Consider the following 15,422-nt stretch of genomic DNA (forward strand, 5'->3'; position numbering starts at 1 on the left):
AAAAGAAACCCGCGCCGAAGCGCGGGTTCCGGTGTCACGGCCGAGCGGCGATGGATCAGCCGCGCAGCTGCTCCAGCGCGGCGTTGAAGGTCGCGCTCGGGCGCATCGCCTTGCTGGCCTTGGCCACGTCCGGGCGGTAGTAGCCGCCGATGTCCACGGCCTTGCCCTGCACCGCGATCAGCTCGTCAACGATCTTCTGCTCGTTGTCGGTCAGCGCCTTGGCCAGCGGGGCGAAGCGTGCCTTCAGTGCGGCGTCTTCGTCCTGCGCGGCCAGCGCCTGCGCCCAGTACAGCGCGATGTAGAAGTGGCTGCCGCGGTTGTCGATGCCACCCAGCTTGCGCGACGGCGACTTGTCGTTGTCCAGGAACTGGCCGTTGGCTTCGTCCAGCGCCTTGGCCAGCACGCGGGCTGCGGCGTTGTCGTAGCGGTTGCCCAGGTGTTCCAGCGACGCGGCCAAGGCCAGGAATTCGCCCAGCGAATCCCAGCGCAGGTAGTCCTCTTCAACGAACTGCTGCACGTGCTTCGGGGCCGAACCACCGGCGCCGGTCTCGAACAGGCCGCCACCGGCCATCAGCGGCACGATCGACAGCATCTTGGCGCTGGTACCCAGCTCCATGATCGGGAACAGGTCGGTCAGGTAGTCGCGCAGCACGTTGCCGGTCACCGAGATGGTGTCCTCGCCCTTGCGGATGCGGTCCAGCGAGAACGCGGTGGCTTCCACCGGCGGAAGGATGCGGATATCCAGGCCGCTGGTGTCGTGGTTCTTCAGGTACTGCTCGACCTTGGCGATGACCTGCGCGTCGTGGGCGCGGGCGGCATCGAGCCAGAACACGGCCGGGGTGCTGCTCAGGCGGGCGCGTTCGACGGCCAGCTTGACCCAGTCCTGGATCGGCGCGTCCTTGGTCTGGCACATGCGCCAGATGTCACCGGCTTCCACGGCGTGCTCGAACACCACGGTGCCGGCATCGTCAGTGACCTTGACCACGCCATCGGCAGCGATCTGGAAGGTCTTGTCGTGCGAGCCGTACTCTTCGGCCTTCTGCGCCATCAGGCCGACGTTCGGCACCGAACCCATGGTGGCCGGGTCGAAGGCGCCGTGCGCCTTGCAGTCGTCGATGACGGCCTGGTACACACCGGCGTAGCAGCGATCCGGAATGACCGCCTTGGTGTCCTGCAGCTTGCCTTCGGCGTTCCACATCTTGCCGGAGTCGCGGATCATCGCCGGCATCGAGGCATCGACGATCACGTCGCTCGGCACGTGCAGGTTGGTGATGCCCTTGTCCGAGTTGACCATGGCCACGCCCGGACGCTGTGCGTACTCGGCGGCGAGGTCGGCTTCGATCGCAGCGCGGGTGGCTTCCGGCAGCGACGGCAGGCGTGCGGCCAGGTCACCGATGCCGTTGTTGGCATCGAAACCCGCCTGCTTGAGCACGTCGGCGTGCTTGGCCAGCACGTCCTTGTAGAACTCGTTGACCGCCACGCCGAACATGATCGGGTCGGAGACCTTCATCATGGTCGCCTTCAGGTGCAGCGAGAACAGCACGCCCTGGGCCTTGGCATCGGCGATCTGCTCGCCGATGAAGGCGGCCAGTGCCTTGCGGCTCATGACGGCGGCGTCGACGATCTCGCCGGCCTTGACCGCGGTCTTTTCCTTCAGCACGACGGTGCTGCCGTCCTTGCCGTGGAAGGTGATCTTCAGCGAACCGGCGTTGGCCAGGGTGGCCGACTTTTCGCTGCCGTAGAAATCACCGGCGGCCATGTGCGCGACGTGCGACTTCGAATCCGAGGCCCAGGCGCCCATGCGGTGCGGGTGCTTGCGCGCATAGTTCTTCACCGACAGCGGTGCGCGGCGGTCGGAGTTGCCTTCGCGCAGCACCGGGTTCACCGCGCTGCCCTTGACCTTGTCGTAGCGCGCCTTGTAGTCGCGCTGCTGGTCGTCAGCCGGGGTTTCCGGGTAATCCGGCAGCGGATAGCCCTGGTCCTGCAGTTCCTTGATGGCCGCCTTCAGCTGCGGCACCGAAGCGGAGATGTTCGGCAGCTTGATGATGTTGGCGTCCGGGGTGGTCGCCAGCTGGCCCAGCTCGGCCAGGTCGTCGCTGACCTTCTGCGCGTCGCTCAGCAGCTCAGGGAACAGCGACAGGATGCGGCCGGACAGCGAGATGTCACGGGTTTCCACCACGATGCCGGCAGTGGCGGTGTAGGCACCAACGATCGGCAGCAGCGACTGGGTGGCCAGGAACGGTGCTTCGTCGGTCAGCGTGTAGAGGATCTTGGACATGGGGGACTTGGACTCTGTAGCAATGCTCAGGGGAAGGCCGGCGCCAGCGCCGGGCCACGTGCAACCGTGTCACTTCCCCCGCCGCCGTCAGGGTGGGCGCGCGGCGGGGAAACCCCTGCATTGTCGCGTTTTCAGCCGCGCGGGGCAAAGCCGTGCCATACGCAGCGGTACTGGACCGCTGTGTTTCGTCGTTGGCTCGCTTCCGGTCTGGAAGCTGAGGCTTGATGGCTAGTTCGACTTCGCGCTCGTGGAGGAACGCATGACCCATTCCGACAATCGCGGCCCCCACTCGGCACGCCTTGGACAGGTCAATGTCTGTGAGCGCTTGCTTTGCTGGAAGTTGCAGATGCGCAATCCCCCAACGACGGCGGCCAGGCTGGCGAGTTCATCAGCCGTCGCTGCAGAGCCGCGGATGTGCAGCGAACCGGCGCCAGACGATCCGGGTCGAACGTAGACGTCGTACCGGGTGGAACCTCCTTCCGCCCTTGCATACCCCGACACGACATATCCGCCGTCCGTGAAGCGCAGATCCGGCGTGCTTCCTGACGCAGGCTTTTCGGGGGCATCGCCCTCGTAGATCAAGGCGACTTCCCTACCTTCATACCTGATTCGGTGCAGACCAAAGTCAACGGGTGCCTCGTAGGTCACGGACATGCCTGTCGGCACGCGCAGGCAGGCGCCGTACAGAAAGTGGTCGCAGCTGTAGCTCCACAGGCTAGATTCCTGGGCCCACGAGGTGAGCGGGCACAAGAAAGCGAAGAAAACCAAAATGCGTGCAAGCATCTCAACGCTCCCGTTTTTGAACCGCCGAATCGCCTTCCACAATTCCACCGATGGTATGGCTGTCAACCACACCGGGAACCCTATTCATGATTCCGTCGCCACGTGCAGGATTGGGCAGCCCCGTCGTCTTGTCATAAAGATCATCCACACCGCCAAGATGTGACACTTCATGAGGAACAACACCCTTGTCAAATCTATCCAGGACATTGATCTCGCCCTTCTTTCCGCCCAACTCCGCGAAACTCCGTCCGCTGCGGTGGGAGGTTTCCCCGTTGACAAGCTTTATCTCATTACGGGCGGCCCGCGGAGTGCTTCCGAGTATCGCCCAATAAAAAAGGACGCAGCCTCGCGGCTGCGTCCATCGTGAGCCCTGCCGGGAGAGAGTCGGCAGGACTTACTTGACCTCGAACTCCTGCGGCGTTCCGGCCGCCTTGCCATCGACGGTGACTTCGGCGCGGTACTTGCCGGCCGGCCAGCCCTTTGCATTCTTGAACGTGACGTTGGTGGTTTCCGCGCCACTGGAGTTCAGGGTGGCGTTCTGTTCGCCGGCCACCTGGCCGTCCTGGTAGGTCAGCTTCGCGCCAACGGTGACGTTGTTGGCAGCGCCGTCGGTCTTGACCGAGACGATGACGTCATCCTTCGGTGCGAACAATGCTGTCGTCGCAACCGACTTGTCGGCGGCTGCGGTCTTGCCGACGGTGACGGCCGAGACGCTGACGGCAGCGGCTTCTGCCATCGGCGGCGGTGCGCCGGTCATCGGCGCCGGGGCCGGCTCAGCCGGCGCGGTCGCTGCCGGAGCGGCATTGCTGTCGGTCGACTCTTCCTTCTTCTTGCAACCGACCAGGGCAACGCTGCCCAGCAGGGCGGCGATCAGGGCGGTCTGGAGCGGGGTGGTCTTGATCATTCGGGGTTCCTCCCAGGGATTGTCGGACGGCGTTCGATCGCCGGCTTACTTCGGCGGCAGTTTCAGGGTCTGGCCCGGGAAGATCTTGTCCGGGTCATCAAGCACATCGCGATTGGCTTCGAAGATCTTCTTCCAGGCGTTGGCATCGCCCAGGTGCTGCTTGGCGATCTTCGACAGCGAGTCACCCTTCTGCACGGTGTAGGTGCCGCCGCTCACAACGTCGGCGGTGCTGTCCACCGAAGCGCTCACGCCGGAGAAGTCCGCCTTCGGCACCTGTTCGGCGGTACTGTCGACGCTGGCACTGACGCCGGAGAAATCGGCTTTCTTCTCGGTACTCATCCACAACTCCCGTCTGCATGACTACGTGGTTCGCACGGTGCCATGGAGGTTGTTAAATGGGGATGGTGCAGATGTGAAGCCGCCCCCGGGGGCGGCTGAACAATCGGGAGAGCCGGTGCCCGGTAGTGCCGGCCGCTGGCCGGCTGTGCCAGCAGGGGATCCGGCCTTGGCCGATTGCCGGCCAGCGGCCGGCACTACCCGTAACCGCCTGCGGCGGTTATTGCCGCAGTTCGCGGTAGGTCGCGGCCGGGGCAGCGATGCCGGGGCTGGCGCGCCAGGGATTGATGTCCAGGCCACCACGGCGGGTATAGCGGGCCTCCACTTCCAGCCACTGCGGCTGGCAGCGGGCGGACACTTCGCTGAAGATCCGCTCAACGCACTGCTCGTGGAACTCGGCGTGCTCGCGGTAGCTGACCAGGTAGCGCAGCAGGCCCGCGCGGTCGATCTTCGGCCCACGGTAACGCAGGCTGACCGTTGCCCAGTCCGGCTGGCCGGTGACCGGGCAGTTGGACTTCAGCAGCGACGAGACCAGGGTCTCCTCCACCACCTCGCCCGCGTCGGCAGTCAGAAAGTCCGCCTGCGGCGGGCCGTAGCAGTCGATCTCCACATCCAGCCCGTCGATGGATTCACCGAGCGGCGTCTCACGCAGGCCCGGCAGGCCGAACTCGATCTGGACCGGCGCACCGGCGCAGGCAGACAGGTCGTCGACGATGCGCGCGCGCAGTGCCTCGGCGCTGTCGATACGGGTGCTGTTGAGGGAATTCAGGTACAGCTTGAACGACTTCGATTCGATCAGGCGCGGCGAGGTGCACGGCACCTGCACGGTGGCGACGGCGACCTGCGGCTTGCCACGCGTGTCGAGCCAGCTCAGCTCGAAGGCATGCCAGCGGTCATGGCCGACGAACGGCAACGCGGCGTCGTCGAGGCCGATCTCGGCGCGGGCGCCGCTGCGGGGGATGGGAAACAGCAGGCCGGGATCGTACTGCGACGGGTAACTGACCTCGCGACCGAGGCTGGAATCCTGTGGGGTGTTCATGGGGGGCATTGTATCGCGCCAGAAGCGGGCCTTCGGCCGGGCCGGCCAACGGCGGAGCCCCTCCGTGGTGGGTGGGTCGCAGGAAGCCCCGACTCCCGGATGCGGGCCGGGCGGGTGGGGCTGGCGGGGACGCCGTGAATCCGTCCCTGGAGGCTTAGCCGCGCCATCCATGGCGCGGATACCCCGCCATCCCCACCCGCCCGGCCCCCGGACACATTTCTGCCGCCGATCCACCACGGGAAAGATCAGAAAAATCAAAATCAAAAGCCGATGCTTCAGACGTTCATGACGTCCGCCGTGTCGACCAAGGTCGACACCCACCAGAAGCAGAATGTCGTTCCGACAGTTCGCGGGAAACCGTCGAAGGCGGGGTGGGTCCGGTGGCAGGGGCGTGAGCCGCATGGATGCGGCGACCGAGGCTACAGGGACGTACTTGCGCCGTCCCCTGCCACCGGACCCGCCCCGCCAACCCACAGATAGCCGGCTTCTGCCGTTGCTCCGGCTGTTGCCTTGGCCTCTGCGGGTGCAGGGCTGCAAGCCCTGCCGGAAACCCTCACCCCGCGGGAGTACCTGCACCGTGCAGGTAATCCAGGCTCACCTGCAGCAACGCCCGCAACCCGACATCCAGCGCCTTCTCATCCAGCAGGAACTTCGGCGAATGATTCGCCGGTGCCGTCGCCGGGTCGATGCCCGCGCTGGTCGAACCGACGAAGAAGAACATCCCCGGCACTTCCTTCGCGTACAGCGAGAAATCCTCCGCGCCCATCTGCAGCGGTGGCTCGTACACGTTGTCCTTGCCCACCACCGCCTGCAGGCTCGGCAGCATCTTCGCGGTCAGCGCCGGGTCGTTCACCGTGGCCGGGTTGCCCTCCGATTCGTAGATGTCGGTCACCGCCTTCGCACCGTGCGCGGCGGCGGTGTGTTCGGCCACGTTGCGCAGGTCGGCGAAGATCTGCTGCCGCATGCCCTCGTCGAAGGTGCGGATGGTGCCGACCATCTCCACCTCGTCCGGAATGATGTTGTAGCGGATGCCGCCGTTGATCGCACCGAAGGTCAGCACCGCCGGCTGCTTGGACAGGTTCGCGCGGCGGCTGACGATGGTCTGCGCCGTGCCGACCAGGTCAGCGGTGGCGACGATCGGATCAACACCATTCCACGGCGCCGAGCCATGCGTCTGGCGACCGATCACCTTGATCCCGAAACGATCCGAGGCGGCCATCAGCGGGCCACCGCGCACCGCGATCTGCCCAGCCTGCACGCTGGAGAACACATGCAGGCCAAACACGGCTTCCGGCTTGAAATCAGCGAACAGGCCTTCCTTCAGCATCAGCGCGGCGCCACCCTCTTCCGGCGGCGGTGCGCCCTCCTCGGCCGGCTGGAAGATCAGCATCACCTGGCCCGGCAGGTCCTTCTTCATCGCGACCAGTGCTTCGGCCACGCCGAGCAGGGTGGCGGTATGCGCGTCATGGCCGCAGGCATGCATCACGCCCACCGTCTGCCCGCGGTACTGGTCAGTGGCCTTCGAGGCGAACGGCAGGCCGGTCTGCTCGGTCACCGGCAACGCGTCCATGTCGGCGCGCAGCGCGATCTTCGGGCCTGGCTTTCCGCCTTCGATGATCGCCACCACGCCGTGATGGGCGATGCCGGTCTTCGGCTTCAAGCCCATCGCACGCAGGCGCTTGGCGACCTCGGCCGAGGTGCGTGCCTCGCGGTTGGACAACTCCGGATGCTGGTGGAAGTCGCGGCGCCATTCGACCACCTTGGCCTGCAGCCGCTGCGCGGCGGCGGTCACCTCCGGGCGTTGCCCGTCCTGGGCGTGGGCAAGAGCCGGCAGGGCCAGCAGCAGGGCGGACAGCAGCAACGAACGGCGCATCACGATCTCCACGGCAGGGGGTTCCAGCTGAATGTAGGGCAACACCGCCGCTACGGGAACCTCCGCGGCCGGATCCGGTCTTAGCGCCCGTCCCATCCGTCATGCAGGAAACGTGATGTGGCGCAGGTATGCTTTGCGCATTGCCAACCGGGGCCGTGCCCCGTCCAGCCCTCTTGGAGTCCTTGAATGTCACGTGTTTGGAAGATCGTGCTGCTGGTCGTGGCGGTACTGGTGCTGGCCGTGGTCGGCCTGCGCGTACTCGGCGGGGGCAAGGACAAGGCCGGTGGCCCGGCGGCAGCTGCGCGCCAGGGCGGTGAAGACCCGGATGCCGGCCCGGTGCCGGTGACCGTGGTGGATGCGGCACGCCAGGACGTGCCGGTCTATGCCAGTGCGCTGGGTACGGTGACCGCAATGAACACCGTCACCGTCAGCCCGCAGGTTGGCGGCCAGCTGATGAGCCTGAATTTCCGCGAAGGCCAGGAAGTGAAGAAGGGCGATGTGCTGGCGGTGATCGACCCGCGCACCGCCCAGGCCAGCTACGACCAGGCGGTGGCATCCAAGCGCCAGAACGAGGCGCTGCTGGCCACCGCGCGTTCCAACTACCAGCGCTCGAACGCGCCGGAGTATCGCCAGTTCGTCGCCAAGACCGATCTGGATACACAGCGAAATCAAGTGGCACAGTACGAAAGCGCTGTCGCGGCGAACGAGGCCAGCATGCGCTCGGCGCAGGTGCAGCTGCAGTACACCAAGGTCACCGCGCCGATCACCGGCATCGCCGGCATCCGCGCGGTCGACGCCGGCAACGTGGTCAACGCCGGCACCGCGCTGGTCACGCTGACCCAGATCCATCCGATCCACGTGCTGTTCAACCTGCCCGAGCGCCAGCTCGGCGATGTGCGCCAGGCGCAGGCCGCCGGTGCGGTACCCGTCGCGGCACTGGACCGCGCCGATTCGCACGTGCTGTCCGGCGACGGCAAGCTTGACGTGGTCGACAACCTGATCAGTGCCGACAGCGGCACGTTCAAGGCGCGCGCGATCTTCGACAACACCGACAACGGCCTGTGGCCGGGCCAGTTCGTCAACGTGCGCATGCAGCTGCGCACGATTGCCGGTGGCGTGGTCATTCCGACCCAGGCGGTGCTGCGTGGCCCGGACGGCGAGTACGTCTATGTGGTGCAGGGCGACAACACGGTGAAGATGCAGACCGTGCGCAGCGGCGTGGAAGTGGGTGACAGCCAGGTGCAGATCGCCGAGGGCCTGAAGGGCGGCGAGCGGGTGGTCAGTGAAGGCCAGTTCCGCTTGAAGCCGGGCAGCAAGGTCACCGCGCTGAAGCCGGGCGAAACCCCGGCGGTGCCGAGCGAAGCCGAGCTGAAGGCCGCCGAGCAGAAGAACGGCGGCGGTGGCCGTCGTGGCGGCGGCCCGCGCTGAGCGCAGGCTACCGACCTCCCTCGCGCCGGCAAGCCTGCCGGCGCCGACATTGAAGTGCCAGCAAGGATCAGTCCGTGGGCTTTTCGACGATCTTCATCCGCCGCCCCATCGCCACCTCGCTGCTGATGGCGGGCCTGTTGCTGCTGGGCATCCTCGGTTACCGCAAGCTGCCGGTGTCGGCGCTGCCGGAAATCGATGCGCCCAGCCTGGTGGTCACCACCCAGTACCCCGGCGCCAACGCCACCACCATGGCCTCGCTGGTCACCACGCCGCTGGAGCGCCAGTTCGGGCAGATCTCCGGGCTGGAGCTGATGACCTCCGACTCGTCGGCCGGGTTGTCCACGATCATCCTGCAGTTCTCGATGGACCGGAACATCGACATTGCCGCGCAGGACGTGCAGGCGGCGATCCGCCAGGCCACCCTGCCCTCGTCGCTGCCCTACCAGCCGGTCTACAACCGGGTGAATCCGGCCGACGCGGCCATCGTTACCCTGAAACTGACCTCTGACACGCGCCCGCTGCGCGACGTCAACAACTACGCCGACTCGATCCTGGCCCAGCGACTGTCGCAGGTGCAGGGCGTGGGCCTGGTCTCGATCGCCGGCAACGTGCGCCCGGCCGTGCGCATCCAGGTCAATCCGGCGCAGCTGTCGAACATGGGCCTGACCCTGGAACAGCTGCGCAGCGCGCTGACCCAGGCCAACGTCAACGCGCCGAAGGGTTCGCTGAACGGCAAGACCCAGTCCTACAGCATTGGTACCAACGACCAGCTCACCAGTGCCGCCGAGTACCGCGACACCATCATCAGCTACAAGAACGGACGTCCCGTGCGTTTGTCCGACGTGGCCGAAGTGGTTGATGGCGTGGAGAACGACCAGCTGGCCGCCTGGGCCGATGGCAAGCCGGCGGTGCTGCTGGAAGTGCGCCGCCAGCCCGGCGCCAACATCGTGCAGACCGTCGAGCGCATCCGCGCGATCCTGCCGCAGCTGCAGGGCGTGCTGCCAGCCGACGTGCACCTGGAGATCTTCAACGACCGTACCGAGACCATCCGCGCCTCGGTGCATGAGGTGCAGTTCACCCTGATCTTGACCATCGGACTGGTGGTGGCGGTGATCTTCGTGTTCCTGCGCCGCCTGTGGGCCACGATCATTCCCTCGGTGGCGGTGCCGTTGTCGCTGGCCGGCACCTTCGCGGTGATGGCCTTTGCCGGCATGTCGCTGGACAACCTCTCGCTGATGGCGCTGGTGGTGGCCACCGGCTTCGTGGTCGACGATGCGATCGTGATGATCGAGAACATCGTGCGTTACATCGAGCAGGGCAAGAGTGGCAAGGAAGCGGCCGAAATCGGTGCGCGCCAGATCGGCTTCACCGTGCTGTCGCTGACCGTTTCGCTGGTGGCGGTGTTCCTGCCGCTGCTGCTGATGCCCGGCGTCACCGGCCGCCTGTTCCACGAGTTCGCGTGGGTGCTGAGCATCGCCGTCGTGCTGTCGATGCTGATCTCGCTGACGCTGACCCCGATGATGTGCGCCTACCTGCTCAAGCCCGACGCCTTGCCCGAAGGCGAGGACGCACATGAGCGTGCGGCGGCGGCCGGCAAGCAGAACCTGTGGACGCGCACCGTCGGCCTGTACGAGCGCAGCCTGGACTGGGTGCTGGACCACCAGCGCCTGACCCTGGCCGTGGCCGGCGGCGCACTGGTGCTGACCGTGCTGCTGTACGTGCTGATTCCCAAGGGCCTGCTGCCCGAACAGGACACCGGCCTGATCACCGGCGTGGTCCAGGCTGACCAGAACATCGCCTTCCCGCAGATGGAGCAGCGCACCAAGCAGGTGGCCGAAGCGCTGCGCCAGGACCCGGACGTGACCGGCGTGTCAGCCTTCATCGGCGCGGGCAGCATGAACCCCACGCTCAACCAGGGCCAGCTGTCGATCGTGCTGAAGGAACGCGGCGAGCGCGACGGCCTGGACAAGATCCTGCCGCGCCTGCAGAAGGCGGTGGCCGGTATTCCGGGCGTGGCCCTGTACCTGAAGCCGGTCCAGGACGTGACCCTGGATACCCGCGTGGCCGCCACCGAGTACCAGTACTCGCTGTCGGACGTCGATCCGGCGACCGTGGCCACCCAGGCCACACGCCTGACCGAAGCGCTGCGCAAGCGCCCGGAACTGGCCGACGTCGACAACAACCTGTCCAACCAGGGCCGCGCGCTTGAACTGAACATCGACCGCGACAAGGCCAGCGTGCTGGGCGTGCCGATGCAGACCATCGACGACACCCTCTACGATGCGTTCGGCCAGCGCCAGATCTCGACCATCTTCACCGAACTCAACCAGTATCGGGTTGTGCTGGAAGTGGCGCCGGAGTTCCGCACCAGCACCGCGCTGATGGAACAGCTGGCCGTTGCCTCCAATGGTGCCGGTGCACTGACCGGCACCAATGCCACCAGTTTCGGCCAGGTCACCTCGTCGAACTCATCGACGGCTACCGGCATCGGCGCGCAGAACACCGGCATCACCGTCGGCGCGGGCAGCATCATTCCGCTGTCGGCACTGGCCGAAGGCAAGGTCAGCAGTGCACCGCTGGTGGTCAGCCACCAGCAGCAGCTGCCGGCAGTGACGGTCTCGTTCAACGTGGCGCCGGGCTATTCGCTGTCCGAAGCCGTGCGTGCAATCCAGGAGACCAAGGACAGCCTGGACATGCCCACCCACCTGCATGCCGAATTCATCGGCAAGGCCGCCGAATTCACCGGCAGCCAGACCGATGTGGTGTGGCTGCTGCTGGCCTCGCTGGTGGTGATCTACATCGTGCTGGGCGTGCTCTACGAGAGCTACATTCACCCGATCACGATCATCTCCACGCTGCCGCCGGCCGGTGTCGGCGCGCTGCTGGCACTGATGCTGTGCGGGCTGAGCCTGTCGGTGGATGGCATCGTCGGCATCGTGCTGCTGATCGGCATCGTCAAGAAGAACGGCATCATGATGGTGGACTTCGCGATCGAGGCGCGCCGCGCCGGCGCCAACGCGCATGAAGCGATCCGCCGCGCCTGCCTGCTGCGCTTCCGCCCGATCATGATGACCACCGCCGCGGCCATGCTCGGCGCGCTGCCGTTGGCACTGGGCACCGGCATCGGTTCGGAACTGCGCCGCCCGCTGGGCATCGCCATCGTCGGCGGCCTGCTGCTGTCGCAGCTGGTGACCCTGTACACCACGCCGGTGATCTACCTGTATATGGAGCGCTTCTCCGAATGGCTGGCCCGCCGCCGCGAGCAGCGCGCACTGCGCGACGGTTCGCTGCAGGAGCCGCAGGCATGATCCACGCCCCGCTGCCGCGGGGGGCCGCACGATGAACCTGTCCGGCCCCTTCATCCGCCGCCCGATCGGCACCGCGCTACTGGCCATCGGCCTGTTCATGGTCGGCCTGATCTGCTACCTGCGGCTGGGCGTGTCGGCGCTGCCGAACATCGAGATCCCGGTGATCTTCGTGCACGCCAGCCAGTCCGGTGCCGATGCGGCAACCATGGCCTCCACGGTCACCGCGCCGCTGGAACGTCATCTCGGCCAGCTGCCGGGCATCGACCGCATGCGCTCGTCGAGCTCGGAAGGCAGCTCGCTGGTGTTCATGATCTTCCAGAGCGGCCACAACATCGATTCGGCGGCACTGGACGTACAGACCGCGATCAACTCGGCACAGGCCGACCTGCCTTCGGGCATGGGCTCGCCGATGTACCAGAAGGCGAACCCGAACGACGACCCGGTGATCGCCATCGCGCTCACCTCGCAGACGCAGTCGGCCGATGAGCTGTACAACGTGGCCGACTCGCTGCTGGCGCAGCGCATCCGCCAGATCAGCGGTGTTGCTTCGGTCGACATCGCCGGTGCCTCGACGCCGGCGGTACGCGTGGACGTCAACCTGCGCCTGATGAACGCACTCGGCCTGACCGCCGACGACCTGCGCAACGCCGTGCGCGCGGCCAACGTGACCTCGCCCACCGGCTTCCTCAGCGATGGCAACACCACCACCGCGATCATCGCCAACGATTCGGTGGCACGCGCCGCCGACTTCGCCGACCTGGTGGTCAAGACCCAGGGCGATGGCCGGGTGATCCGGCTGAAGGACATCGCCAACGTCTACGACGGCCAGCAGGATGCCTACCAGGCGGCGTGGTTCGACCACAAGCCGGCGGTGGTGATGTACGTGTTCACCCGCGCCGGCGCCAACATCGTGGAGACCGTGGACCGGGTCAAGGCACAGATTCCCGCCCTGCGCGACTATCTGCAGCCGGGTACAACGATGACGCCGTACTTCGACCGTACGCCGACCATCCGCTCGTCGCTGCATGAAGTGCAGATCACTCTGCTGATCAGCCTGGCGATGGTGGTGCTGACCATGGCGCTGTTCCTGCGCCGGCTGGCACCCACGCTGATCGCCGCAGTGACCGTGCCGCTGTCGCTGGCCGGTGCCGCGCTGGTGATGTACGTGATGGGTTTCACCCTGAACAATCTGAGCCTGCTGGCGCTGGTGATCGCGATCGGCTTCGTGGTCGACGATGCGATCGTGGTGATCGAGAACATCATGCGCCACCTCGACGAAGGCATGCCGCGCATGCAGGCAGCGCTGACCGGCGCGCGCGAGATCGGCTTCACCATCGTCTCGATCACCGCCTCGCTGGTGGCGGTGTTCATCCCGCTGCTGTTCGCCAGCGGCATGATGGGCGCGTTCTTCCGCGAGTTCACCGTCACCCTGGTGGCGGCCATCGTGGTCTCGATGATCGTCTCGCTGACCCTGACCCCGGCGCTGTGCAGCCGCTTCCTCAGCGCCCACGACCACACGGCGCCGCCGTCGCGCTTCGGCCGTTGGCTGGATGCCGGCCACGAGCGCATGCTGCGCATCTACACCGTGTTCCTGGATTTCTCTCTGCGCCATGCGCTGCTGCTGTCGCTGACGCCGCTGCTGCTGATCGGTGCCACCGTCTTCCTGTTCGGCGCGGTGAAGAAGGGCGCGTTCCCGCCGCAGGACACCGGCCTGATCTGGGGCCGCGCCAACTCCAGCGCCACCGTATCCTTCGAGGACATGGTCGCCCGCCAGCGCCGCATCACCGACATGCTGATGGCCGACCCGGCGGTGAAGACCGTGGGTGTGCGCCTGGGCAGCGGTCGCCAGGGCTCCAGCGCACAGTTCAACGTCGAGCTGAAATCACGCAAGGAAGGCCGCCGCGAAACCACCGCACATGCCCTGGCGCGACTGAGCGCCAAGGCCGACCGCTACCCCGACCTGCAGCTGCGCCTGCGCGCGATCCAGGATCTGCCCAGCAACGATGGCGGCGGTTCCAGCCAGGGCGCGCAGTACCGCATCTCGCTGCAGGGCAACGACCTGGCATCGCTGCAGGAATGGCTGCCCAAGCTGCAGGCGGAGCTGAAGAAGAACCCCAAGCTGCGCGATGTCGGTACCGACGTGGACAACGCCGGCCTGCGCCAGAACATCCAGATCGACCGCGCCAAGGCCGCACGCCTGGGCATCACCGTGGGTGCCATCGACGGTGCGCTGTACGGTGCGTTCGGCCAGCGCCAGATCTCCACCATCTATTCGGACATCAACCAGTACAGCGTGGTGGTCAACGCCCTGCCCTCGCAGACCGCCACCCCCGCCGCGCTGGACGAGGTGTACGTGCGTGCGCGCAACGGCGACATGGTGCCGATCACCGCGGTGGCCACGCAGATGCCCGGCCTGGCCCCGTCGCAGATCACCCACGAGAACCAGTACACGACGATGGACCTCAGCTACAACCTGGCTCCGAACGTGAGCATGGGTGAGGCCAAGGCGATCATCGACGCGACCGTGGCCGGCATGCGCATGCCCGGTGACATCCGCCTGGCCGATGATGCGGGCTTCGGCTTCAACTCCGACCCCAGCGACATGCTGATCCTGGTGTTTGCCGCGATCCTGACCGTGTACCTGGTGCTGGGCATGCTGTACGAGAGCCTGATCCACCCGGTCACCATCCTGTCCACGCTGCCGGCGGCGGGCGTAGGTGCGCTGCTGGCGTTGTTCGGCACCAATACCGAACTGTCGGTGATCTCGATGATCGCGCTGGTGCTGCTGATCGGCATCGTCAAGAAGAACGCGATCATGATGATCGACTTCGCGCTGGTGGCGCAGCGCGAGCACGGGCTGGCGCCCCGCGACGCCGCCCGCGAGGCCAGCATCGTGCGCTTCCGCCCGATCATGATGACCACGATGGTGGCGATCCTGGCTGCTGTGCCGCTGGCGATCGGCCTCGGCGAAGGGTCCGAGCTGCGGCGTCCGCTGGGTATCGCGATGATCGGCGGCCTGCTGTTCTCGCAGAGCCTGACCCTGCTCAGCACGCCGGCGCTGTACGTGATCTTCTCGTGCCTGGCCGAGCGCTGGCGCGCACGTCGCGCACGCAGGCGCGAAGCGAAGCTGCTCAAGCGCGCGCAACGGGCGTAGAAGGGCCCTTCCACGCAGGGCGTGGATCTACTGGTAGCGCCGGCCGCTGGCCGGCGTTCTCCGTACAGCCAATCTGCCGGCCAGCGGCCGGCACTACCGTGGGTGCGAATGGTGGGTACGGACCGTGGGTGCGGACCGTGGGCACGGATGGTGGGTGCGAACCGTTGGTCCGCACACCTCCGGGTTTGACGTGCCGTAACGAAAAGAGAACAATTCTCATCCAGCCATGGTCCTGCGCCCCTTCGCGGCGCCCCGCTGCCATCTCCGGCCAGCCTGCGTGATCCCAGCCACTGCCCCTTCCCCCACCCGTGGGCGGATG

At 66.5% G+C, this 15,422-nt stretch carries 10 protein-coding genes; 3 read left to right on the top strand and 7 right to left on the bottom strand.

Features of this window, described 5'->3' with window-relative positions:
* Positions 1–55 precede the first annotated feature (55 nt).
* The 7 genes from ACZK3J_RS20670 to ACZK3J_RS20700 form a co-directional block, all read right to left on the bottom strand.
* Positions 56–2,278 (bottom strand): NADP-dependent isocitrate dehydrogenase, encoded by a 2,223-nt coding sequence (locus ACZK3J_RS20670; protein ID WP_049463298.1) that lies wholly within the window; start codon positions 2,276–2,278, stop codon positions 56–58.
* A gap of 228 nt (positions 2,279–2,506) precedes the next feature.
* Positions 2,507–3,061, bottom strand: a complete 555-nt coding sequence (locus ACZK3J_RS20675; RefSeq protein ID WP_223224701.1) for a hypothetical protein — start codon at positions 3,059–3,061, stop codon at positions 2,507–2,509.
* Between the two features lies 1 nt (position 3,062).
* Complete coding sequence (locus ACZK3J_RS20680) at positions 3,063–3,293, bottom strand: hypothetical protein (RefSeq protein WP_134951482.1); 231 nt, start codon at positions 3,291–3,293, stop codon at positions 3,063–3,065.
* A 162-nt stretch (positions 3,294–3,455) separates the two neighbouring features.
* Positions 3,456–3,965 (bottom strand): hypothetical protein, encoded by a 510-nt coding sequence (locus ACZK3J_RS20685; protein WP_049401650.1) that lies wholly within the window; start codon positions 3,963–3,965, stop codon positions 3,456–3,458.
* 45 nt (positions 3,966–4,010) lie between these two features.
* The gene (locus ACZK3J_RS20690) at positions 4,011–4,304 is read right to left on the bottom strand and encodes a LysM peptidoglycan-binding domain-containing protein (RefSeq protein WP_049401651.1); all 294 of its coding nucleotides are present in this window, start codon (positions 4,302–4,304) and stop codon (positions 4,011–4,013) included.
* A 217-nt stretch (positions 4,305–4,521) separates the two neighbouring features.
* Positions 4,522–5,340, bottom strand: coding sequence for an NADPH-dependent 7-cyano-7-deazaguanine reductase QueF (gene queF / locus ACZK3J_RS20695; protein WP_132810899.1), 819 nt, complete (start codon positions 5,338–5,340; stop codon positions 4,522–4,524).
* A gap of 553 nt (positions 5,341–5,893) precedes the next feature.
* Positions 5,894–7,213 (bottom strand): M20 family metallopeptidase, encoded by a 1,320-nt coding sequence (locus ACZK3J_RS20700; protein WP_414578148.1) that lies wholly within the window; start codon positions 7,211–7,213, stop codon positions 5,894–5,896.
* Positions 7,214–7,399: 186 nt separating this feature from the next.
* On the opposite strand from ACZK3J_RS20700, the gene ACZK3J_RS20705 reads away from it, so the two are divergent.
* From ACZK3J_RS20705 to ACZK3J_RS20715, 3 genes are all read left to right on the top strand, one after another.
* Positions 7,400–8,641 (top strand): efflux RND transporter periplasmic adaptor subunit, encoded by a 1,242-nt coding sequence (locus ACZK3J_RS20705; RefSeq protein WP_049461638.1) that lies wholly within the window; start codon positions 7,400–7,402, stop codon positions 8,639–8,641.
* A gap of 74 nt (positions 8,642–8,715) precedes the next feature.
* Positions 8,716–11,949: an efflux RND transporter permease subunit gene (locus ACZK3J_RS20710; protein ID WP_100437674.1), complete on the top strand. Its 3,234-nt coding sequence runs from the start codon at positions 8,716–8,718 to the stop codon at positions 11,947–11,949.
* Positions 11,950–11,980: 31 nt separating this feature from the next.
* A complete protein-coding gene (locus ACZK3J_RS20715) occupies positions 11,981–15,103 on the top strand; it encodes an efflux RND transporter permease subunit (protein ID WP_049461640.1) in 3,123 nt (1,040 codons plus the stop codon).
* Positions 15,104–15,422: the final 319 nt, after the last annotated feature.

The sequence above is a fragment of the Stenotrophomonas sp. 86428_Sma genome, assembly GCF_056481585.1.